Here is a 22122-nt window from a genome sequence, read left to right on the forward strand (position 1 = left end):
ATTTTAATATAGATTGTGAGTTCATTTTTGATATGATAATAGAATAGAGAATAGATACGAAGGGATATTATAATTTGAGGTGAACCCATGTTAACAACAGAAAGACTGGTTAATACACTTAATCTAGATTTAATCGCTGGGGAAAAAGGCTTAAATAGACCAATAAAAAATACGGATATATCACGTCCTGGTCTAGAAATGGCAGGCTATTTCTCTCACTATGCTTCAGATAGAATTCAATTGTTAGGAACTACTGAACTATCTTTCTATAATCTACTTCCTGATGATGAGAAAGAAGGAAGAATGAGAAAATTATGTCGACCTGAAACTCCAGCAATTATTGTGACGCGAGGATTGGAGCCCCCTGAAGAATTAATTTCTGCAGCAAAAGAACTAAATACACCTATTATTATTGCTAAAGATGCTACGACAAGTTTGATGAGTCGTTTGACTACATTTTTAGAGCATGAATTAGCTAAAACCACATCTTTACATGGAGTACTCGTCGATGTTTATGGAGTAGGTGTATTAATTACAGGTGATTCAGGTATAGGTAAAAGTGAGACTGCATTAGAATTAGTTAAACGTGGTCACAGACTTGTCGCTGATGATAATGTTGAAATTAAAGAAATCACTAAAGACGAATTAATAGGCAAACCACCTAAATTGATTGAGCATTTACTTGAGATTCGAGGACTGGGAATTATTAATGTTATGACTCTATTTGGTGCAGGGTCTATTTTGACTGAGAAACAAATTCGTTTAAATATTAATTTAGAGAATTGGAATAAAGATAAATTATATGATCGAGTTGGACTTAATGAGGAAACTTTGAAAATCCTCGATACTGAAATTACTAAAAAAACAATTCCTGTAAGACCTGGACGAAATGTTGCCGTAATTATTGAAGTTGCAGCGATGAATTATCGATTAAATATAATGGGAATTAATACAGCTGAAGAGTTTAGTGAGCGTTTAAATGAAGAAATCGTTCGCAATAGTCATAAAAGTGAGGAGTAGTACGAAATGGGTTTAACTCTAGGATACATTGATCCAATTGCTTTTAGTATTGGACCTATACATGTTCGTTGGTATGGAATTATTATCGCATGTGGTATATTACTGGGTTATTTTATTGCACAAGCTGCACTAAAAAATGTTGGCTTACATAAAGATACATTAATAGATATTATATTCTATAGTGCTATATTTGGTTTTATTGTGGCACGTTTATACTTCGTGATTTTCCAATGGCCATATTACATGCAAAATCCAGGTGAAATACCGAAGATATGGCATGGAGGTATAGCAATCCACGGTGGTTTAATTGGTGGATTTATTACAGGTGTTATCGTATGTAGGTCTAAAAATCTACACCCGTTACAAATCGGTGATATTGTAGCGCCAGGTATTATATTAGCTCAAGGTATAGGTAGATGGGGTAATTTTATGAATCATGAAGCCCATGGTGGACCTGTATCGAAGGCGTTTTTAGAACACTTACATTTACCGGATTTTATCATTAGAAATATGTATATCGATGGTCAGTATTATCATCCTACATTTTTATATGAATCTGCGTGGGATGTTCTCGGTTTTATAATTCTAATTAATTTGAGGAAACATCTAAAAATAGGGGAAACGTTCTTTATTTATCTTATTTGGTATTCAATTGGCCGATTCTTCGTTGAAGGACTGCGAACTGATAGTTTAATGCTTACAAGTCATATTAGAGTTGCACAACTCGTATCAGTCATTCTTATCGTTGTTAGCATTATTCTTATTGTATATAGAAGAGTTAAGTATCAACCTTCAACTTTTAAAAATTCTGGACCACTTCAATGGCCAGGTAAAAGGGCGTAGTGTGTATGGTGAGACGATTAAACAAACAAAAACGTTTCTCCATAAACCCTCTGTGGCAAGTTTATAAAATAGTGAGATTTCCTAAGGTTTTTAAACAAACTATTATTATTGAAATTTCTCGTTTTATACCAAGCATGCGTCTAAAACGCTCTATTTATCGCAAGTTTTTAAAAATGGCTATAGGTCAGAATACAGCATTTGCATATAAAGTTTTACCTGACTTGTTTTATCCAGAGTTAATTTCTGTTGGCAACAATAGTGTTATTGGTTATAATACAACAATATTAACGCATGAAGTACTTATTGATGAATGGCGACAAGGTAGAGTCACCATTGGGCATTATACATTGATTGGTGCGAATGTAACGATTTTACCAGGAGTTAGAATAGGAAACCATGTAAAAGTCGGAGCTGGTACGGTCATCACTAAAGATATACCTGATTATAGCTTTGTATTTGGTAATCCTATGCATATAAAAGTTGATAGAGGAGGTGACAATTAATGGCACGTGAAGACAATAAGATAATACCAATGATTTTCGACGAAACTTTTTACCGCAAAATGGCTATACAAAAATGGCAACAACAAGATTATAATAAAGCAGCAAATTACTATAGCAAAGTGCTCGAATTGTCACCTGAAGATTATGATATTCAATTACATTATGCACAATGTTTAACGAAAATAAATTTAGGTAGAAAAGCAGAGCAAATATTTTACGAAAATATTGTAAATGATTTTCATGTTGCAGATAGTTTCTATGAGTTAAGTCAATTAAATATAGAGTTGAATGAACCAAACAAGGCATTCTTGTTTGGTATTAATTATGTACTTTTAACAGATGATCAGGACTTTAGAGAAGTACTAGAAAAGACATTCGAAGTGACCTATACAAGTGAACATAAAATTGAATTAGAAGCACAATTATTTGCTACACAATTATTATTCCAATTTTTATTTTCACAAGGACGACTGAATGACGCGCGAGCATATATTCTAAGTCAAGATGAGCATATTCAATCCCATCGTGTTATACGTAATCTGCTTGCGATGTGCTATCTTTATTTAAGTGAATATGAAACAGCTAAAGAGATGTTTGAAGCGTTATTGAGTGAAGATAATTCAGATGTTCATGCCTTATGTCATTATACACTTTTACTTTATAACACAAATGAAATGGAGAAATATAAGAGGTATCTTAAAATATTAAACAAAGTTGTACCTATGAATGATGATGAAAGTTTTAAACTAGGAATTGTATTAAGTTATTTAAAACAGTATCAAGCATCTCAAAATTTACTTTATCCTCTATATAAAAAGGGTAAGTTTTTATCCATTCAAATGTATAATGCATTGAGCTTTAATTTTTATTACCTCGGAAATAAAGATGAAAGTGTAGAATTATGGAATAAATTACTACAGATATCTAAAGTAGATGTTGGTTATGCGCCATGGGTGCTTGAGGAAAGTAAATCTGTTTTTAACCAACGCATTCTTCCACTATTATTGGATGACGATAGTCATTATAGACTATATGGAATCTTTTTATTAAATCAACTCAATGGTAAAGAAATTCTTATGACAGAAGAGATTTGGTCAATCTTAGAATCAATGAATGATTATGAAAAATTATATCTAACGTATCTGGTACAAGGATTAACATTAAATAAATTAGATTTTATTCACAGAGGTATGTTGAAATTATATGAAATGGATTATTTTAAAAACGATACCTCACTATTTATTGACTGGATTGATCAAGCTGAAGCGATTATCTCTGAAAAAGTTGATTTAGCAGAGGTAGACAGATATTTAGCTGCATTTGTATATATGCACTATAAATATACCAATCACGCTATGACTAAAAAACAAATTATTGATTCTTTTGAAGTCACACGATATAAATTAGATAAAACCATTGCTTTTATTTTGAGCATATAAATTTAAGAAATAAATGGTATAGTATATAATGCGATAATGATTAATAACTAGGAGGCATTAAAAAATGACTGAAGTAGATTTTGACGTAGCCATTATCGGCGCAGGTCCTGCCGGTATGACAGCAGCAGTTTATGCATCTCGTGCAAATTTAAAAACAGTTATGATTGAACGTGGTATGCCAGGTGGTCAAATGGCCAACACTGAAGAGGTAGAGAACTTTCCAGGATTTGAAATGATTACGGGTCCAGATTTATCTACGAAAATGTTTGAACACGCGAAAAAATTTGGAGCAGAGTATCAATATGGAGATATTAAATCTGTAGAAGATAAAGGTGACTACAAAGTAATTAACTTAGGTAATAAAGAAATTACGGCTCATGCAGTGATTATCTCAACTGGTGCAGAATATAAAAAAATTGGTGTGCCTGGGGAACAAGAACTTGGTGGACGTGGTGTAAGTTACTGTGCTGTGTGTGATGGTGCCTTCTTTAAAAATAAACGATTATTTGTTATTGGTGGTGGCGACTCAGCAGTTGAAGAAGGAACATTCTTAACTAAATTCGCTGATAAAGTAACAATCGTTCATAGAAGAGATGAATTACGTGCGCAGAATATTTTACAAGAACGTGCTTTCAAAAATGAAAAAGTTGATTTCATTTGGAGTCATACTTTAAAAACAATCAACGAAAAAGATGGCAAAGTAGGATCAGTAACTTTAGAATCTACTAAAGATGGTTCGGAAGAAACGTACGATGCTGATGGAGTTTTCATTTACATTGGAATGAAACCTTTAACAGCACCATTTACTAATTTAGGAATCACAAATGAAACAGGATATATTGTCACTAAAGCTGATATGAGTACGAATGTCCCTGGAATCTTTGCAGCTGGTGATGTTCGTGATAAAGGATTACGTCAAATTGTAACTGCAACGGGAGACGGTAGTATTGCAGCTCAAAGTGCAGCAGATTATATCACAGAGCTTAAAGATAAATTAGAAGCTTAATCTACACAATCACATGTAGCTAGGACATTGATGTCGACAAGTAGTCGCTATCAATCGTTCTAGCTTTTTTGATTAATAAAGAAGATTCCTTTAGATATACTAGTATGATAAGATTAATTTAATTATATGAAGTAAGAGCGAAGAACTTAAATGGTGGTGACTTTAAAAAGTGAAAAATAGCGAAAATGAAATTGTTAAAAGTGAATTATTAGTTGTTACAGGCATGTCAGGAGCGGGTAAATCACTAGTGATACAAAGTCTTGAAGATATGGGGTTCTTCTGCGTAGATAATTTACCACCAGTTTTATTACCCAAATTTGTAGAACTCATGGAACAAGGAAATCCTTCTTTACAAAAGGTGGCAATTGCCATTGATTTAAGAGGGAAGGAGTTATTTAAATCTTTAATTAAAGAAATTGATATCATTAAAAGTCGTAATGATGTTATCGTAGACGTCATGTTTTTAGAGGCTAAAACAGAAAAACTTATTTCTCGTTATAAAGAATCAAGAAGAGCACATCCATTGAATGAAAATGGACAACGTTCTCTTATTGAAGCAATTAATGAGGAGAGAGAACATCTTTCTGAAATTAGAAGCATTGCAAACTTTGTTATCGATACGACGCTATTAAAACCTAAGGAATTAAAGCATCGGATCGCTAAATTTTATTTAGATGATAATTTTGAAACGTTTACGATTAATGTTACCAGTTTTGGTTTCAAACATGGGATTCAAATGGATGCTGATTTAGTATTCGATGTAAGATTTTTACCAAATCCATACTATGTAGAAGAACTACGCCCGCTGACTGGTCTTGATGATCTGGTCTATAACTATGTAATGAAATGGAAAGAAACTGAGATTTTCTTTGATAAATTAACAGACCTCTTAAAGTATATGATTCCAGGTTATAAAAAAGAAGGAAAGTCACAGCTTGTTATTGCTATAGGATGTACAGGCGGTCAACACCGATCAGTTGCTTTAGCAAAACGTTTAGGCGAATATCTTGATGAGGTTTTTGATTACAATGTCTATGTGCATCACAGAGATGCTCATATTGAAAGTGGAGAGAAAAAATGAAACAAATGAAAGTAGTACTTATCGGAGGAGGAACAGGCTTATCTGTTCTAGCAAGAGGATTAAGAGAATTCCCTATAGATATTACTGCTATTGTTACTGTCGCTGATAACGGCGGAAGCACAGGGAAGATTAGAGATGTTATGGATATACCTGCTCCAGGTGATATACGTAATGTTATCGCAGCGCTTAGTGATTCAGAATCAACGTTAACTCAACTTTTTCAATACCGTTTTGATGAAAATAAAGTCGACGGCCACTCACTAGGGAATTTGGTTATTGCAGGGATGACAAGTATAACTAATGATTTCGGTCATGCGATAAAAGAACTTAGTAAAGTTCTCAATATCAAAGGGCAAGTTATACCATCAACAAACACAAGTGTTCAATTGAATGCGGTCATGGAAGACGGAGAAATTGTTCGTGGAGAAACCAACATACCTAAAACAAATAAAAAAATAGATCGCGTCTTTTTAGAACCCGGGGATGTTGAACCTATGGAAGAAGCGGTTGAGGCTCTAGAACATGCAGATTTAATCGTTCTTGGGCCTGGTTCGTTATATACAAGTGTTATCTCTAATTTATGTGTTAAAGGGATTTCTGAAGCATTACTTCGCTCTAATGCACCAAAACTTTATGTTTCTAACGTAATGACTCAACCAGGAGAAACAGATAATTACGGTGTTAAAGAACATATAGATGCAATTTGCCAACAAGTCGGTGAAGATTTTATCGACTTTGTGATATGCAGTAATGAAAATTATAGCAAAGACGTTTTACGTAAATATGAAGAAAAAAATTCAAAACCAGTAGAAGTTCATAAAGAAGAGCTAAAAAACAAAGGTATAAGAGTTTTAACAGCTTCAAATTTAATTGAAATTTCTGACGAACACTTCGTACGCCATAATACTAAAATTTTATCAGGTATGATTTATGAGCTTGCACTAGAATTAACAAGCACAATTCAGTTTAACCCTAATGATAAACATAAATAGTGTTAGTGCAATATTTGTTATGATATGATAGCTTACGTGTGTTTTATCAAAGTAGTGTAATGTAATCTCTATGTCGACCATACATAGATCAAAATAGAGTTGATTTAGGAAGGAATGAGTATTCTATGAGCTTTGCATCAGACATGAAAAATGAATTAACACGTATTGAAGTTGATGAAGCAAATGCTAAAGCAGAGCTCAGTGCATTAATTCGTATGAATGGCGCACTTAGTTTATCTAATCAACAATTTGTAATTAACGTACAGACTGAAAATGCAACGACAGCACGACGAATATACTCTCTTATTAAACGAATTTTTAATGTAGAAGTTGAAATATTGGTTCGAAAAAAGATGAAACTAAAAAAGAACAACATCTATATTTGTCGTACAAAAATGTTAGCGAAAGAAATCTTAAATGATCTTGGAATACTTAAAGAGGGCATCTTTACCCATGAAATTGATCCTGACATGATTAAAGATGACGAAATGAGACGAAGTTATTTAAGAGGAGCCTTTCTTGCTGGTGGCTCAGTAAATAATCCTGAAACATCTTCTTATCATCTCGAAATCTTCTCGCAATATGAAAGTCACTCAGAAGGTTTGACTAAATTAATGAATAGTTATGAATTAAATGCAAAGCATCTTGAACGTAAAAAAGGTAGTATTGCTTATCTAAAAGAGGCTGAAAAAATTTCGGATTTTCTTAGTTTAATAGGTGGTTATCAAGCGTTACTGAAATTTGAAGATGTGCGCATTGTTAGAGATATGAGGAATTCTGTGAATCGGTTAGTAAACTGTGAAACAGCGAATCTAAATAAAACAGTGAGCGCAGCCATGAGACAAGTTGAGAGCATACAACTTATTGATCAAGAAATTGGTTTGGATAACTTACCAGACCGATTGAGAGAGGTAGCTAAATTACGAGTTGAACATCAAGAGATATCATTGAAAGAATTAGGTGAAATGATTTCAACTGGGCCAATATCTAAGTCAGGTATGAACCATCGACTAAGAAAACTTAATGAACTTGCAGATAAAATACGTAATGGAGAACAAATCGAAATGTAAGCATAGGTATTTTTGAAATAAATTCAAAAATACCTCATTTATGTTTAGAAGAGCAGGGTCATGTAAAATTTCATGAAACTACGTTTTATATCGTGTTTTATTAATAGACAAGACAAAAAAGAACGCCGTCATTACAGCGTTTTAAATAAAAAAATTGTGTGTAATTTAAAGTTAAAAGCCCCCTCGAGAGGAATTGAACCTCTATTATAAGAACCGGAATCTCATGTGTTATCCATTACACTACGAGGGGTAAATGAGGATAGAAACATTTTTCTGTACTAATAATAGTGATAACAGTACAATGAAAACGATAATTCTAGTTTACAAATCTTATAGTTAAGCGTCAAACTGAATTTTTAAATAGTAAGTTCAAAATTTTGACCATTTTTGACTTTTAAGGTAAAATAAAATTCAACAGTTATTAAAGGAGGAAAAATAGATGAATTTAATTCCTACAGTTATTGAAACAACAAATCGTGGTGAACGCGCATATGATATTTATTCCCGTTTATTAAAAGACCGTATTATCATGTTAGGTTCTCAAATTGATGATAATGTAGCTAATTCAATTGTATCTCAATTATTATTCTTACAAGCTCAAGACTCTGAAAAAGACATCTACTTATATATCAATTCACCAGGTGGTAGTGTTACAGCAGGTTTTGCTATTTACGATACAATTCAACATATTAAACCAGATGTTCAAACAATTTGTATTGGTATGGCAGCATCTATGGGATCATTCTTATTAGCAGCAGGAGCTAAAGGTAAACGTTTTGCATTACCAAATGCTGAAGTTATGATTCACCAACCTTTAGGTGGTGCACAAGGTCAAGCGACTGAAATCGAAATTGCTGCAAACCATATCTTAAAAACTCGTGAAAAATTAAATCGTATTTTAGCTGAGCGTACAGGTCAATCAATTGAGAAAATTCAACAAGATACTGATCGTGATAACTTCTTAACTGCTGAAGAAGCAAAAGAATATGGTTTAATCGATGAAGTCATGGAGCCAGAAAGTAAATAATTAAAAGCTAGAATATCTTTTAGTTAATTTTCTGTCACACTGTCTACAAAGTTACTAACTTTGTGGGCAGTTTTTTTATGTAGTTTTAGCTCAAAGCGTATTCTCGTTATAGGTTTCTTAAAAAATATTTCAATTAAAAAATTGCTTAGAGTGGGTGGAAAAAATCAACATTCAATACTTATAAAAAAAGAGACAACGATATTGTGAAAATTAAAAGTTGAGTTAACATGTTCAACTTGTTTATAAATCACAAATCATGTCTCTTAATCATTTTATTGCTTAGTGCTTCTTGTCTTTTATAAGTAATCGAAAAACTACAATGAATAATGTTAAACCTACAATTGTAAAGAGTAATGACATTAATATCATTGCAATTGTGTGATCAAATGCAAATATTCCATTCAATATTAATAAAATACTAGCAATAATTAACAAAATATAAGTTAATTGATTGTCTTTCATTTTATAAACCTTCTTCGTACGTTGTAATTTCTTAGGCTTTAACTAAATCATCTAACGCATTCTTTAAATTGTTAAACTTAAACTCAAAGCCAAGTGCGTGTAACTTATTTGGTAAAACCTTTTGAGTGTCTAAAACAACTGTTGACATTTCTCCAAGAACTAAACGCATTGCTAATTTTGGCGCCCAAGTTTCATGAGGTTTATGCATTGCTCTAGCTAAAGTATATCCAAATAAGTTTTGTCTTTCAGGGATTGGTGCTGTTAAATTGAAAGGACCGTGTGCATCTTTATTATCTATAGTAAATATAATACCTCTGATTAAATCATCTATGTGAATCCAAGAATACCATTGTTGACCTGAACCTAATTTACCACCTACATAAAAACGGTACGGTAATTCCATAGTTTGTAACGCTCCACCAGTATCAGAGAGAATAAGTCCAAATCTTCCTAAGACTACTCGTGTTCCGAAATCTTTAAATTTATTAGCGAAACGTTCCCATTGGTAAACAATATCTGATAGAAAATCAAAAGGTAAAGTTTGATATAATTCTGTATAACTATAATATAAATCAGGAGGATAATATCCCATAGCACTCGCGTTAAATAAAACTTTTGGTTTTTGAGTACGGCTTTCAAATAACTCATATAAAGCTTGTGTAGACTGAATACGACTAACCATCATGACTTGTTTATGTGATTTAGTCCAGCGTTTATTGAGCGTTGCACCTGCTAAATTGATAACTACATCTATATCAGGAACGTCATTTTGCCAGCCTTCTTTTGACCAATTGACGTAAGTAATTTTAGATTCATTAGATGTTTTATCTTGTCGGGTTAAAATAGTAATATGTGCATCCGTTTTTTTAATTTCCTTTACTAAATGTGAACCTACCATTCCAGTTCCACCAGTAATTAAGTATTGTTTCATCATTTCACCTCATTTTAAAAATAAAAGCGCTTACCTTATTGATAGTGATTATTAATATTCAAAAATTATACATTTTTTAGCCAATAAGATGTCAAATACTTTTATGAATTTGCATTTAAAATTAAAACATTTCAGTTATAATGAAATTGTACCTTCGATAATTAATTAAACATCTCTTAATTAGTATGAGTATACCCCATAATATACTAACGAAGGTAAATTTTGACTCCCTTTAGTAGTGGATCCATGCGAGCAACGTATGGGTCCTTTTTTATATTTTAAAATACATAAATCACTTTTTACAGAAAATGATTTCAATAGATTTTAAAGTCTCTTTAATTGTTTGATTAGTCTAATTTAAGGTTATTATCTATTAGATTGATGTAATATATTATTACCCAAGTAACCATTTAATTATTACAATGAGGGCTATAATTAATAATGTGATTATAAATCCAGCAATATGATTTGACTTACTGTCTTCATAATTATCATTTTTAATCATCATGTATTTCAAATTATTGTGAGATTTTTTATTTTGTGAATTCTCATTATTAAAGTCATACATTTAATCACGTACCATTCATGTTAAGTTTAGATTAAGAAATTAAAAATATAGTGTTTACTTATGAGTATGATGTTATCATATAAAAAATAGGCAAATGAAAACATACAGTTTTTAGTAAATTATAATTAACTGCTTTTAACTAGTAGTTAGTTCATTATATAAAGTTGAATTATAACTATATATTTCATTCAACTATAGTTATAAGGAAGGTTTTTTATTTTCAAAATGAATTATTGAACAATAAATATCGTAAAAATGAGCATAAAAAACAAACTTAAATTTTATTATATATGAATTCCTAATAATTGAAAGAGAGGTAAGTAAGGAATGAGTGGTTTGGCAAAAATAATTAGTACCATCATAGTATTACTTTTATTAATTGGCTTAGCATTTGGAATATTCTCTTTTGTAGACAGTTCTAAAAAAGCTAATGAGCGTCTTAACAGTGATAAAACTGAACAAAATGATAAGAAGAAAGATGACAAGAAAGATAAAGATCAAGATAAAGACAAAGATAAAAATAAGGATAATGACAAAGACAAATCTAAAGATACTAAAGTAAACAAAACACAACAAGCTCCGCAACAAACACAACAGACTCAACAAACGCGTCAAACACAACAAACACAAGAGACACAACAAACAAAGCAGTCAACACAACAAGCTCCAAGCACATCTGAGAAGACACAACAGACACCAACTCAACAAAGAAACACTCAAGAAAAGCAAAAAACTAAACAACAAAAGGCAGAACCACGCTCATCACAACAAACTCAAGAAGCACAAACAGATGAGAAGACAACTGAGCAGTCTAAGTCAGAAAGTAAAAATGATAATAAAACTCAAGAACAACCTAGTTCAGAAGAGAAATCATCATCTCAACAGCCTAGTTCACAACAATCAAGTTCACAACAACCAAGTTCTCAACAGGATAATAGAAAACAACAATCGCAATCAAATAGTAATACTAGCAATAGTAGTAATCAATCTGTTCAAAAAAACACGAGTCAAACTCAACAATCTAGTAATCAAAGCAGTAGCACTCAGGAACGTTCAAGTAATCAAAGCTCATCTAATAATAGCTCACAAAATTCAAAAGAAGATTAAAAAATTAAGCCAACGTCCTTTAATAAGGATGTTGGCTTTTAATATATTATTTAGAATAACCAATATACTAACCAAGATAATAAAAAGGAGATGAACATGATTGAAAAACACCCTATAGTACATCCACAACCTGTATGTGTACATCCATAAGAATATGTTTTCTTAATCATTCTTTCATCCTCAAATTGATAATCTTCATCGGTATGTTGATTTGATTTAAAATATTCATCATCTTTATAGCGCATATCGCTTGGGTCTATCACTTCTACTTTTTCGTTTGAATCTTTATTATTCTCATTTGTCATTTTGTATCCCTCTTCATGAAAAATCTTTGTCAACAATTTTAATTATAATTGAATTAATCAAGGATTTAAAACAGATGATTATATTTAATATAGCTTGGGTAAAATTATCTCGTAAAGGTAATAAAACAATAATTTAAACCTTTTGGAGCTCATAATGAACACTTCAAGGATGTAAACGTTTTATTATCAACTTTAATAATTATTAATAAAAATATGAGTTAATTTGCTTGCAATTTATTATACGCAATAGTACTATTGCAAGTGTAAAGAGGTTAATTTTTGTCCCAGGTGGGACTTAAAAAGTCAACCCATGGTTGTGAGTAGCCCCTCGATTACCTTTTTATAAAGATATAAGGAGGAAGGTAGTAGTGAAAGACTTAATAAAAGTTCAGCAAAAGCTCATACCTGACCTTGTTGACAAGATGTATCGACGTTTTTCGATTTTAACTACTATCTCTCAAAACCAACCAGTGGGTAGAAGAAGTTTAAGTGAACACATGGACATGACTGAAAGGGTCTTAAGATCTGAAACAGACATGTTGAAAAAGCAAGAATTAATTAAAGTTAAATCAACCGGTATGGAAATCACTCATGAAGGTACTGAAGTGTTATCGCAACTCAGTGATTACTTCAATGTTTATAGTGATGACCACAGAATGGCTAGAGCGATTAAAGAAAAGTTCAACATTAAAGATGTTCATGTCATTCCAGGTGATTCAGATTCGAATCAAACAGTTAAAAGAGAAATAGGAAGACAGGCTGGTCAGTTACTAGAAAGTATTTTATATGAAGATGCAATTGTTTCTGTAACTGGAGGATCCACGATGGCATACGTAAGTGAATCTATTCATTTACTACCATTTAATGTTTTCTTTGTTCCAGCTCGAGGTGGACTAGGTGAAAATATGGTCTACCAAGCAAATACTATTTCTTCTAGTATGGCTCAACAAGCTGGTGGATACTACACAACATTGTATGTACCAGATAATGTGAGTGAATCTACATATGACACTTTGATGTTAGAGCCATCAGTGATTCATACGTTAGATAAAATTAAACAAGCAAATGTTACAATTCACGGTATTGGTGATGCGCTGAAGATGGCGCATCGACGTCAATCACCAAAAGAAGTGATTGATAAACTTCAACATCATCAAGCCGTTGGAGAAGCTTTTGGATATTATTTTGATGCTCAAGGCAATGTGGTTCATAAAGTTAAAACGATTGGGCTACAATTAGAAGACCTTGAGAGTAAAGATTTTATCTTTGCTGTAGCAGGTGGACAATCTAAAGGAGAAGCAATTAAAGCTTATCTCTCTATTGCTCCAGACAATACTGTATTAATCACAGACGAAACTGCAGCGAAAGTTATTTTACAATAGTAATAAAAAGTTTAATACTTTTTAAATATCATTTTTAAAGGAGGCCATTATAATGGCAATTAAAGTAGCAATTAATGGTTTTGGTAGAATTGGTCGTTTAGCATTCAGAAGAATCCAAGATGTAGAAGGTCTTGAAGTAGTAGCAGTTAACGACTTAACAGATGACGAAATGTTAGCTCACTTATTAAAATACGACACTATGCAAGGTCGCTTCACTGGAGAAGTTGAAGTTATCGATGGTGGATTCCGTGTTAACGGTAAAGAAATTAAATCATTCGATGAACCAGATGCAAGCAAATTACCTTGGGGAGACCTAGACATCGACGTAGTATTAGAATGTACTGGTTTCTACACTGATAAAGATAAAGCACAAGCTCACATCGATGCAGGTGCTAAAAAAGTATTAATCTCTGCTCCAGCTACTGGTGATTTAAAAACAATCGTATTCAACACTAACCATGATGAATTAGATGGTTCTGAAACAGTTGTATCAGGTGCTTCATGTACTACTAACTCATTAGCACCAGTTGCAAAAGTTTTAAATGATGAGTTTGGTTTAGTAGAAGGTTTAATGACTACTATCCATGCTTATACTGGTGACCAAAATACTCAAGATGCTCCTCACAGAAAAGGCGACAAACGTCGTGCTCGTGCAGCAGCAGAAAACATTATCCCTAACTCTACAGGTGCTGCTAAAGCAATCGGTAAAGTTATTCCAGAAATCGACGGTAAATTAGACGGTGGAGCTCAACGTGTTCCAGTTGCTACAGGTTCATTAACTGAATTAACTGTAGTATTAGATAAACAAGATGTAACAGCTGATCAAGTAAATGAAGCAATGAAACAAGCTTCTGACGAATCATTTGGTTACACTGAAGATGAAATCGTATCTTCTGACGTTGTAGGTATGACTTACGGTTCATTATTCGATGCTACTCAAACTCGTGTAATGACTGTTGGTGACCGCCAATTAGTTAAAGTTGCAGCTTGGTACGACAATGAAATGTCTTATACTTCTCAATTAGTTCGTACATTAGCTCACTTAGCTGAACTTTCTAAATAATTGAAGCATAGTGTATAAGCACGTAATTCAAGTTATTTAAAGTACACATGTCGAGAGAGTAACTCTCTCAAACGTTCATAATTTGATTAGTGCTCTGTACTGTTTAATTAGATATATAAGCTTATGAGTAAGCGGGGAGCACAAACGCTTCTCCGCTTATTTTTATATAAAGTTTTCCTATTTAAAGGAGGAAATTAATAATGGCTAAAAAAATCGTTTCAGATTTAGATTTAAAAGGTAAAGTAGTTCTCGAACGTGCAGACTTTAATGTTCCGTTGAAAGATGGAGAAATCACTAATGATAACCGCATTGTTCAAGCGTTGCCAACGATTAAATACATTATTGAACAAGGTGGTAAATTAGTATTATTCTCTCACTTAGGTAAAGTGAAAGAAGAAAGTGATAAAGAAGGTTTATCTTTAAAACCAGTAGCAGATGATTTATCTAAAAAATTAGGTAAGGAAGTTACTTTCGTACCTGAAACACGTGGAGAAAAACTTGAAACTGCTATCAAAAATTTAAATGAAGGCGATGTATTATTAGTTGAGAATACTCGTTTTGAAGATATTGATGGTAAGAAAGAATCTAAAAATGATCCTGAATTAGGCAAATATTGGGCATCATTAGGTGATGTATTCGTTAACGATGCATTTGGTACAGCTCACCGTGAACACGCATCTAACGTAGGTATTTCTACTCATTTAGAAACAGCAGCTGGTTATTTAATGGAAAAAGAAATTAAATTTATTGGTGGAGTTGTTAACGACCCACACAAACCAGTTGTAGCTATCCTAGGTGGTGCCAAAGTTTCAGATAAAATTAATGTCATCAAAAACTTAGTTAATATCGCTGATAAAATTTTAATTGGTGGCGGTATGGCTTATACATTCATGAAAGCGCAAGGTAAAGAAATTGGTCTTTCGTTATTAGAAGAAGACAAAATTGACTTCGCTAAAGATTTATTAGAAAACAATGGCGATCAAATTGTCTTACCAGTAGATTGTAAGGTAGCTAAAGAATTCTCTAATGACGCGAAAATCACTGAAGTTTCAATTGATGATATCCCAGCTGATCAAGAAGCAATGGATATTGGTCCTAAAACTGTTGAACTATTTAATAAAGAATTACAAGGTGCACATACAGTAGTATGGAATGGACCTATGGGTGTATTTGAATTTAGTAACTTTGCAAAAGGTACGATCGGTGTATGTGAATCAATCGCTAACTTAAAAGATGCTACTACTATTATCGGTGGGGGTGATTCTGCAGCAGCAGCTATCTCACTAGGTTTCGAAGATGACTTTACTCATATTTCTACTGGTGGCGGTGCATCATTAGAATATTTAGAAGGAAAAGAATTACCAGGTATTAAAGCAATTAACGATAAATAATTGAATGAACCTCGCTCAGTTAAGGCGTAAGTTTTTAAATTTAATGATATGGGAAAAGGATGAATGAAAGCTTATATATGCTTTCTTTATCTGACTCATATGTCATCATTAAAATTTATTATCTTACAAATTTTTAAATTTAACACTAAATTATTAAGGAGTGTAATGAATGAGAACACCAATTATAGCCGGAAACTGGAAAATGAATAAAACAGTTCAAGAAGCTAAAGATTTCATAAATGAATTACCAACATTACCTGATCCTAAAGAAGTAGAATCAGTAATTTGTGCACCAACAATCCAATTAGATGCTTTAGTAACTGCTGTTAAAGAAGGTAAAGCACAAGGATTAAAAATCGGTGCTCAAAACGCATACTTCGAAGACAGTGGCGCATACACTGGTGAAACATCACCTGTAGCTTTAGCTGACTTAGGTGTTAAATATGTCGTGATTGGTCACTCAGAACGTCGTGATTATTTCCACGAAACTGATGAAGAAGTAAATAAAAAGGCTCACGCAATCTTTAATCATGGTATGACACCAATTATTTGTGTTGGTGAATCAGATGAAGAACGTGAAGCAGGTAAAGCAAATGAAGTAGTAGGTAATCAAGTTAAAAAAGCTGTTGAAGGCTTATCTGAAGATCAACTTAAAGAAGTAGTTATTGCTTATGAACCAATTTGGGCAATCGGCACTGGTAAATCTTCTACTTCAGAAGATGCTAATGAAATGTGCGCGCACGTTCGTAAAACATTAGCTGACTTATCAAGCCAAGATGTTGCTGAAGCAACACGTATTCAATATGGTGGTAGTGTTAAACCAAATAATATTAAAGAATATATGGCTCAATCAGATATTGATGGTGCATTAGTAGGTGGCGCATCATTAAAAGTTGAAGATTTCGTACAATTATTGGAAGGTGCAAAATAATTATGGCTAAAAAACCAACTGCCTTAATCATTTTAGATGGTTTTGCAAATCGTGAAAGTGAACATGGTAACGCTGTAAAATTAGCAAACAAGCCTAATTTTGATCGCTATTATGATAAATACCCAACTACACAAATTGAAGCGAGTGGTTTGGATGTAGGTCTTCCAGAAGGACAAATGGGTAACTCGGAAGTAGGTCACATGAATATTGGTGCAGGTCGCATTGTTTATCAAAGTTTAACTCGTATTAATAAATCTATCGAAGATGGGGATTTCTTTGAAAACGATGTATTAAATAACGCAGTTAAACATGTAAAAGATAATAATTCAGCACTACATGTATTTGGTCTATTATCTGATGGCGGTGTTCACAGTCACTATAAACATTTATTTGCAATCTTAGAATTAGCTAAAAAACAAGGTGTAGATAAAGTTTATGTTCATGCTTTCTTAGATGGACGTGACGTAGATCAAAAATCTGCACTAAAATATATTGAAGAAACTGAAGCTAAATTCAAAGAATTAGGCGTTGGCCAATTCGCTTCAGTATCAGGACGTTATTATGCGATGGACCGCGATAAACGTTGGGATCGTGAACAAAAAGCTTATAATGCTATCCGTAACTTCGAAGGTCCGACTTATGCTTCAGCCAAAGAAGGTGTGGAAGCTAATTACAACAATGATGTTACTGACGAATTCGTTGAACCATTTATCATTGATAATCAAAATAATGGTGTCAATGATGGTGACGCAGTTGTGTTCTATAACTTCCGTCCTGATAGAGCAGCTCAACTTTCAGAAATTTTCACTAATCAAGCATTTGATGGTTTCGAAGTTGAACAAGTTAAAGATTTATTCTATGCAACATTCACTAAATATAACGATGATGTAGACGCTGAAATCGTTTTTGAAAAAGTTGATTTACACAATACAATCGGGGAAGTTGCTCAAAATAATAACTTAAAACAACTACGTATTGCTGAAACTGAAAAGTATCCACATGTAACTTACTTTATGAGCGGTGGTCGTAACGATGAATTCGAAGGAGAGCGTCGTAGATTAATCGATTCTCCTAAAGTTGCGACATATGATTTAAAACCAGAAATGAGTGCTTATGAAGTTAAAGATGCTCTTTTAGAGGAATTAGATAAAGGCGATTTAGATTTAATTCTATTAAACTTTGCTAATCCTGACATGGTAGGACATAGTGGTATGCTTGAACCTACAATTAAGGCAATTGAAGCTGTAGATGAATGTCTAGGCGAAGTTGTTGATAAGATCCTTGAAATGGACGGTCATGCTATCATCACTGCTGACCATGGTAACTCTGATCAAGTGTTAACAGATGATGATGAACCAATGACTACGCACACTACAAATCCAGTTCCAGTAATTGTAACTAAAGAAGGCGTAACTTTACGTGAAACAGGACGTTTAGGAGATTTAGCTCCTACACTATTAGACTTGTTAAATGTAGAACAACCTTCTGATATGACTGGTGAATCATTAATTAATCACTAATACAGAATTTAGATGTTAAATTAAGGGAGGAAATTTAGTACTCCCGCATTTTACAACCTTGCTAATAAATTATTTTAATAAAATTATAAATAGGGCTATAATAGCTTTATAATATATTTAAAGGAGATATTAAACATGCCAATTATTACAGATGTTTACGCTCGCGAAGTCTTAGACTCACGTGGTAATCCAACAGTTGAAGTTGAAGTACTTACTGAAAGTGGTGCTTTCGGTCGTGCATTAGTACCATCAGGTGCTTCTACTGGTGAACACGAAGCAGTTGAATTACGTGATGGAGACAAATCACGTTATTTAGGAAAAGGTGTGACTAAAGCAGTAGAAAACGTTAATGAAATCATCGCACCAGAAATTGTTGAAGGTGAATTTTCAGTATTAGATCAAGTATCTATCGACAAAATGATGATTCAATTAGACGGTACAAATAATAAAGGTAAATTAGGCGCTAATGCTATTTTAGGTGTTTCAATCGCAGTAGCACGTGCAGCAGCTGACTTATTAGGTCAACCTTTATATAAATATTTAGGTGGATTCAATGGTAAACAATTACCAGTTCCAATGATGAACATCGTTAACGGTGGTTCACACTCTGATGCACCAATCGCTTTCCAAGAGTTTATGATTTTACCAGTTGGTGCTGAATCATTTAAAGAATCATTACGTTGGGGTGCTGAAATCTTCCACAACTTAAAATCTATCCTTAGTGAACGCGGTTTAGAAACTGCAGTTGGTGACGAAGGTGGATTCGCTCCTAAATTTGAAGGTACTGAAGATGCTGTTGAAACAATCATCAAAGCTATCGAAAAAGCTGGTTATAAACCAGGTGAAGATGTATTCTTAGGATTTGACTGTGCTTCTTCAGAATTCTATGAAAATGGTGTATATGATTACACTAAATTCGAAGGTGAACACGGTGCTAAACGTAGCGCAGCAGAACAAGTTGACTACTTAGAAGAATTAATTGGTAAATATCCAATCATCACTATCGAAGATGGTATGGATGAAAACGATTGGGAAGGTTGGAAGCAATTAACTGATCGTATCGGTGATAAAGTACAATTAGTAGGTGACGATTTATTCGTTACAAATACAGAAATCTTATCAAGAGGTATTGACCAAGGTATTGGTAACTCTATCTTAATTAAAGTTAACCAAATCGGTACTTTAACTGAAACATTTGAAGCAATTGAAATGGCTCAAAAAGCTGGTTACACAGCTGTAGTTTCACACCGTTCAGGTGAAACTGAAGATACTACTATTGCTGACATTGCAGTTGCTACTAACGCAGGTCAAATTAAAACTGGTTCATTATCAAGAACTGACCGTATTGCTAAGTATAATCAATTATTACGTATTGAAGATGAATTATACGAAACAGCTAAATTTGATGGAATTAAATCTTTCTACAATTTAGACAAATAATATCTCTAATATTAAATAAATGAGTTCACGCTTTAATCTTTAGGTTTCACGCCCTAAAGAACTTATAGACCCGTTACAGAGTTGAGGCTGTAATGGGTTTTTTTAATACTTTTATTACATCGTATCTCGTTTAATTTAACCCATTAAACTGATATAATAGTTAAAGTAATTTTAAAAAGGAGTACCATTATGGAAGATATAACAGATTCAAATGTTAGAGAAAAAAGATCTGGCCGCTTAATAGCAATGAGTTCTTTATTATTTTGTATTTTATTAATCATTCATCATTTTGTAGTTTTAGATGTAACAACCGCTAAATCATTGCTATCTTTAGCTGGTCAAAAGACTTCTGACACTGCAGTACATAATATTCTAAATAGTGATAGATATACAGGCGTAATGTACATTCTTGCATACTTAGCAGGAGTCGTGGCACTTTGGAATCGCCATCCATATTTATGGTGGTTTATGTTTGCTGTATATGTTTCTAATGCATTATTCACACTTGTTAATTTATACATGTTTGTTCAAGCCATTTTGGATGTTAAAAATGTTGTCGCAGTTTTACCTATACTCATTGTTGTAATTGGCTCTATTATTTTAGCGATTTATATGTTAGTTGTTTCGATAGCTAGAAAAAGTACTTTTAATAGATAGAAGTTTGATAACTCTATTAGAGATGTGTTATAATTCGTCTCGTATATAATGAACGGAGGACAATTTTTATGCATACATTAATCATCGTTTTATTAATTATAGATTGTATTGCATTAGTGACTGTTGTATTACTCCAAGAAGGTAAAAGTAATGGACTTTCAGGTGCTATTAGTGGTGGCGCGGAACAGTTATTTGGTAAACAAAAACAACGTGGCGTCGATTTATTCTTGCATAGATTAACAATTATTTTAGCTATTATTTTCTTCGTACTTATGTTCTGTATCAGTTACTTAGGTATGTAAGCCATAAGATAATGTATTAATGAAGTTAATGAATCTTAACCAAGTCTGATAGAAGATGTGATTAACAAGAACTATAATAACTCACAAATACTATCAGCCTGAGTCCGACGATATACTTGTCGGGCTTTTTTATTTTATAATGTATCATAATGATGTTTTTAATACCTATATATAAGGGAATAGTTCAAAGACGCTTAATAAGCATTATTGAAGTTCTTTTTATAATGAAAATTATGCTAATAGCAACCTGAAAGCAGACAAGATTAAATATAAAGAAATGAGTTCTCAATAAAAAAGGGAGAGGGATTCTAACCATGCAAATTAAACTACCAAGACCATTCTTTTTTGAAGAAGGAAAACGAGCTGTGTTATTATTACACGGTTTCACTGGCAACTCAGCTGATGTGAGACAATTAGGTCGTTATCTTCAGAAAAAGGGTTATACATCTTATGCACCTCAATATGAAGGGCATGCAGCACCGCCGGAGGAAATTTTAAAATCTAGCCCATATGTATGGTTTAAGGATGTTTTAGATGGTTATGACTACCTGGTTGAACAAGGCTATGATGAAATAGCAGTAGCAGGTTTATCACTAGGTGGGGTCTTCGCATTGAAATTAAGCTTAAATCGTGATGTGAAGGGTATTATAACGATGTGTGCTCCTATGGATGGCAAGACGGAAGACACTATTTATGATGGATTCCTTGATTATGCTCGTAATTTTAAAAAATATGAAGGCAAAGATCAGGAAACGATTGATAAAGAAATGAAAGACTTCCATCCTACTGAGACGCTTAAAGAACTTAGTGAAACTTTACTTCGTGGTAAAGAACAAGTAGACGAGGTTATTGAGCCTATTCTTGTTATACAAGCAGAACAAGATAAAATGATTGATCCTCAATCAGCGAATTATATATATGAACATGTTGATTCTGATGAAAAGGATATCAAATGGTATCATGAATCAGGACATGTAATTACAATTGATAAAGAAAAAGAACAAGTTTTTGAAGATGTATATCAATTTTTAGAATCATTAGATTGGACAGAATAATTAATTTAAAAGTAAGAAAGGAGGGGC

At 32.9% G+C, this 22122-nt stretch carries 22 protein-coding genes and 1 tRNA gene; 19 read left to right on the top strand and 4 right to left on the bottom strand.

What is annotated here, in order from left to right:
• Positions 1-87 precede the first annotated feature (87 nt).
• From hprK to whiA, 8 genes are all read left to right on the top strand, one after another.
• A complete protein-coding gene (gene hprK / locus HMPREF3154_RS08785; RefSeq protein WP_037548404.1) occupies positions 88-1020 on the top strand; it encodes an HPr(Ser) kinase/phosphatase in 933 nt (310 codons plus the stop codon).
• Between the two features lie 6 nt (positions 1021-1026).
• Positions 1027-1863: a prolipoprotein diacylglyceryl transferase gene (lgt, locus tag HMPREF3154_RS08790; protein WP_030061172.1), complete on the top strand. Its 837-nt coding sequence runs from the start codon at positions 1027-1029 to the stop codon at positions 1861-1863.
• 8 nt (positions 1864-1871) lie between these two features.
• A complete protein-coding gene (locus HMPREF3154_RS08795) occupies positions 1872-2366 on the top strand; it encodes an acyltransferase (protein ID WP_030061174.1) in 495 nt (164 codons plus the stop codon).
• Positions 2366-3805 carry a tetratricopeptide repeat protein gene (locus HMPREF3154_RS08800; RefSeq protein ID WP_023350650.1) on the top strand — a complete coding sequence of 480 codons (1440 nt, stop codon included), beginning with the start codon at positions 2366-2368 and terminating at the stop codon, positions 3803-3805. The genes HMPREF3154_RS08795 and HMPREF3154_RS08800 overlap by 1 nt, the downstream gene beginning before the upstream one ends.
• A 64-nt stretch (positions 3806-3869) precedes the next feature.
• Positions 3870-4811 (top strand): thioredoxin-disulfide reductase, encoded by a 942-nt coding sequence (gene trxB, locus HMPREF3154_RS08805; protein ID WP_023350649.1) that lies wholly within the window; start codon positions 3870-3872, stop codon positions 4809-4811.
• Positions 4812-4980: 169 nt separating this feature from the next.
• Complete coding sequence (gene rapZ, locus HMPREF3154_RS08810; protein ID WP_002432991.1) at positions 4981-5892, top strand: RNase adapter RapZ; 912 nt, start codon at positions 4981-4983, stop codon at positions 5890-5892.
• Positions 5889-6884, top strand: coding sequence for a gluconeogenesis factor YvcK family protein (gene yvcK / locus HMPREF3154_RS08815; protein WP_030061177.1), 996 nt, complete (start codon positions 5889-5891; stop codon positions 6882-6884). Before rapZ ends, yvcK begins: the two co-directional genes overlap by 4 nt.
• Positions 6885-7009: 125 nt before the next feature.
• The gene (gene whiA / locus HMPREF3154_RS08820; RefSeq protein WP_002433095.1) at positions 7010-7954 is read left to right on the top strand and encodes a DNA-binding protein WhiA; all 945 of its coding nucleotides are present in this window, start codon (positions 7010-7012) and stop codon (positions 7952-7954) included.
• A 178-nt stretch (positions 7955-8132) separates the two neighbouring features.
• Here the strand turns inward: whiA and HMPREF3154_RS08825 are convergent.
• Positions 8133-8204: transfer RNA gene (locus tag HMPREF3154_RS08825), tRNA-Arg, on the bottom strand.
• Positions 8205-8393: 189 nt separating this feature from the next.
• On the opposite strand from HMPREF3154_RS08825, the gene clpP reads away from it, so the two are divergent.
• A complete protein-coding gene (gene clpP / locus HMPREF3154_RS08830; protein ID WP_002433484.1) occupies positions 8394-8981 on the top strand; it encodes an ATP-dependent Clp endopeptidase proteolytic subunit ClpP in 588 nt (195 codons plus the stop codon).
• 279 nt (positions 8982-9260) lie between these two features.
• Here the strand turns inward: clpP and HMPREF3154_RS08835 are convergent, their stop codons facing one another.
• Both HMPREF3154_RS08835 and HMPREF3154_RS08840 read right to left on the bottom strand, forming a co-directional pair.
• A complete protein-coding gene (locus HMPREF3154_RS08835; RefSeq protein ID WP_030061180.1) occupies positions 9261-9443 on the bottom strand; it encodes a hypothetical protein in 183 nt (60 codons plus the stop codon).
• A 31-nt stretch (positions 9444-9474) separates the two neighbouring features.
• Positions 9475-10374, bottom strand: a complete 900-nt coding sequence (locus tag HMPREF3154_RS08840; RefSeq protein ID WP_002433368.1) for a TIGR01777 family oxidoreductase — start codon at positions 10372-10374, stop codon at positions 9475-9477.
• 895 nt (positions 10375-11269) lie between these two features.
• On the opposite strand from HMPREF3154_RS08840, the gene HMPREF3154_RS08845 reads away from it, so the two are divergent.
• Complete coding sequence (locus HMPREF3154_RS08845; RefSeq protein ID WP_030061182.1) at positions 11270-12049, top strand: hypothetical protein; 780 nt, start codon at positions 11270-11272, stop codon at positions 12047-12049.
• A gap of 50 nt (positions 12050-12099) precedes the next feature.
• On the opposite strand, the gene HMPREF3154_RS08850 is transcribed toward HMPREF3154_RS08845, so the two are convergent.
• Positions 12100-12354, bottom strand: coding sequence for a hypothetical protein (locus HMPREF3154_RS08850; RefSeq protein WP_070474674.1), 255 nt, complete (start codon positions 12352-12354; stop codon positions 12100-12102).
• Between the two features lie 368 nt (positions 12355-12722).
• On the opposite strand from HMPREF3154_RS08850, the gene HMPREF3154_RS08855 reads away from it, so the two are divergent.
• The 9 genes from HMPREF3154_RS08855 (at position 12723) to HMPREF3154_RS08895 (ending at position 22095) form a co-directional block, all read left to right on the top strand.
• A complete protein-coding gene (locus HMPREF3154_RS08855) occupies positions 12723-13736 on the top strand; it encodes a sugar-binding transcriptional regulator (protein ID WP_030061186.1) in 1014 nt (337 codons plus the stop codon).
• 52 nt (positions 13737-13788) lie between these two features.
• Positions 13789-14799 (top strand): type I glyceraldehyde-3-phosphate dehydrogenase, encoded by a 1011-nt coding sequence (gap, locus tag HMPREF3154_RS08860; RefSeq protein ID WP_002432992.1) that lies wholly within the window; start codon positions 13789-13791, stop codon positions 14797-14799.
• 200 nt (positions 14800-14999) lie between these two features.
• Positions 15000-16190: a phosphoglycerate kinase gene (pgk, locus tag HMPREF3154_RS08865; protein ID WP_002433372.1), complete on the top strand. Its 1191-nt coding sequence runs from the start codon at positions 15000-15002 to the stop codon at positions 16188-16190.
• A 169-nt stretch (positions 16191-16359) separates the two neighbouring features.
• On the top strand, positions 16360-17121 hold the full coding sequence (gene tpiA / locus HMPREF3154_RS08870) for a triose-phosphate isomerase (RefSeq protein ID WP_023350645.1): 762 nt from the start codon (positions 16360-16362) through the stop codon (positions 17119-17121).
• Between the two features lie 2 nt (positions 17122-17123).
• Positions 17124-18641 (top strand): 2,3-bisphosphoglycerate-independent phosphoglycerate mutase, encoded by a 1518-nt coding sequence (gpmI, locus tag HMPREF3154_RS08875; RefSeq protein WP_002433081.1) that lies wholly within the window; start codon positions 17124-17126, stop codon positions 18639-18641.
• 135 nt (positions 18642-18776) lie between these two features.
• On the top strand, positions 18777-20081 hold the full coding sequence (gene eno / locus HMPREF3154_RS08880; protein ID WP_002432982.1) for a surface-displayed alpha-enolase: 1305 nt from the start codon (positions 18777-18779) through the stop codon (positions 20079-20081).
• Between the two features lie 198 nt (positions 20082-20279).
• On the top strand, positions 20280-20738 hold the full coding sequence (locus HMPREF3154_RS08885; protein WP_030061190.1) for a hypothetical protein: 459 nt from the start codon (positions 20280-20282) through the stop codon (positions 20736-20738).
• 68 nt (positions 20739-20806) lie between these two features.
• The gene (secG, locus tag HMPREF3154_RS08890) at positions 20807-21040 is read left to right on the top strand and encodes a preprotein translocase subunit SecG (RefSeq protein WP_002433475.1); all 234 of its coding nucleotides are present in this window, start codon (positions 20807-20809) and stop codon (positions 21038-21040) included.
• A gap of 314 nt (positions 21041-21354) precedes the next feature.
• Positions 21355-22095, top strand: a complete 741-nt coding sequence (locus tag HMPREF3154_RS08895; protein ID WP_002433145.1) for an alpha/beta hydrolase — start codon at positions 21355-21357, stop codon at positions 22093-22095.
• Positions 22096-22122: the final 27 nt, after the last annotated feature.

This window comes from Staphylococcus sp. HMSC06C11 (genome assembly GCF_001808345.1).
In the GTDB taxonomy this organism is placed as follows: Bacteria; Bacillota; Bacilli; order Staphylococcales; family Staphylococcaceae; genus Staphylococcus; species Staphylococcus capitis.

What these genes read in the sequence shown, in the direction of transcription:
- trxB (WP_023350649.1), top strand. Translation starts at nt 3,870, where the DNA reads ATGACTGAAGTAGATTTTGACGTAGCCATTATCGGCGCAGGTCCTGCC.
- tpiA (WP_023350645.1), top strand. Translation starts at nt 16,360, where the DNA reads ATGAGAACACCAATTATAGCCGGAAACTGGAAAATGAATAAAACAGTT.
- hprK (WP_037548404.1), top strand. Translation starts at nt 88, where the DNA reads ATGTTAACAACAGAAAGACTGGTTAATACACTTAATCTAGATTTAATC.
- HMPREF3154_RS08840 (WP_002433368.1), bottom strand. Translation starts at nt 10,374, where the DNA reads ATGAAACAATACTTAATTACTGGTGGAACTGGAATGGTAGGTTCACAT.
- HMPREF3154_RS08850 (WP_070474674.1), bottom strand. Translation starts at nt 12,354, where the DNA reads ATGACAAATGAGAATAATAAAGATTCAAACGAAAAAGTAGAAGTGATA.
- HMPREF3154_RS08800 (WP_023350650.1), top strand. Translation starts at nt 2,366, where the DNA reads ATGGCACGTGAAGACAATAAGATAATACCAATGATTTTCGACGAAACT.
- pgk (WP_002433372.1), top strand. Translation starts at nt 15,000, where the DNA reads ATGGCTAAAAAAATCGTTTCAGATTTAGATTTAAAAGGTAAAGTAGTT.
- gap (WP_002432992.1), top strand. Translation starts at nt 13,789, where the DNA reads ATGGCAATTAAAGTAGCAATTAATGGTTTTGGTAGAATTGGTCGTTTA.
- whiA (WP_002433095.1), top strand. Translation starts at nt 7,010, where the DNA reads ATGAGCTTTGCATCAGACATGAAAAATGAATTAACACGTATTGAAGTT.
- eno (WP_002432982.1), top strand. Translation starts at nt 18,777, where the DNA reads ATGCCAATTATTACAGATGTTTACGCTCGCGAAGTCTTAGACTCACGT.
- HMPREF3154_RS08845 (WP_030061182.1), top strand. Translation starts at nt 11,270, where the DNA reads ATGAGTGGTTTGGCAAAAATAATTAGTACCATCATAGTATTACTTTTA.
- gpmI (WP_002433081.1), top strand. Translation starts at nt 17,124, where the DNA reads ATGGCTAAAAAACCAACTGCCTTAATCATTTTAGATGGTTTTGCAAAT.
- lgt (WP_030061172.1), top strand. Translation starts at nt 1,027, where the DNA reads ATGGGTTTAACTCTAGGATACATTGATCCAATTGCTTTTAGTATTGGA.
- secG (WP_002433475.1), top strand. Translation starts at nt 20,807, where the DNA reads ATGCATACATTAATCATCGTTTTATTAATTATAGATTGTATTGCATTA.
- clpP (WP_002433484.1), top strand. Translation starts at nt 8,394, where the DNA reads ATGAATTTAATTCCTACAGTTATTGAAACAACAAATCGTGGTGAACGC.
- yvcK (WP_030061177.1), top strand. Translation starts at nt 5,889, where the DNA reads ATGAAACAAATGAAAGTAGTACTTATCGGAGGAGGAACAGGCTTATCT.
- HMPREF3154_RS08835 (WP_030061180.1), bottom strand. Translation starts at nt 9,443, where the DNA reads ATGAAAGACAATCAATTAACTTATATTTTGTTAATTATTGCTAGTATT.
- HMPREF3154_RS08895 (WP_002433145.1), top strand. Translation starts at nt 21,355, where the DNA reads ATGCAAATTAAACTACCAAGACCATTCTTTTTTGAAGAAGGAAAACGA.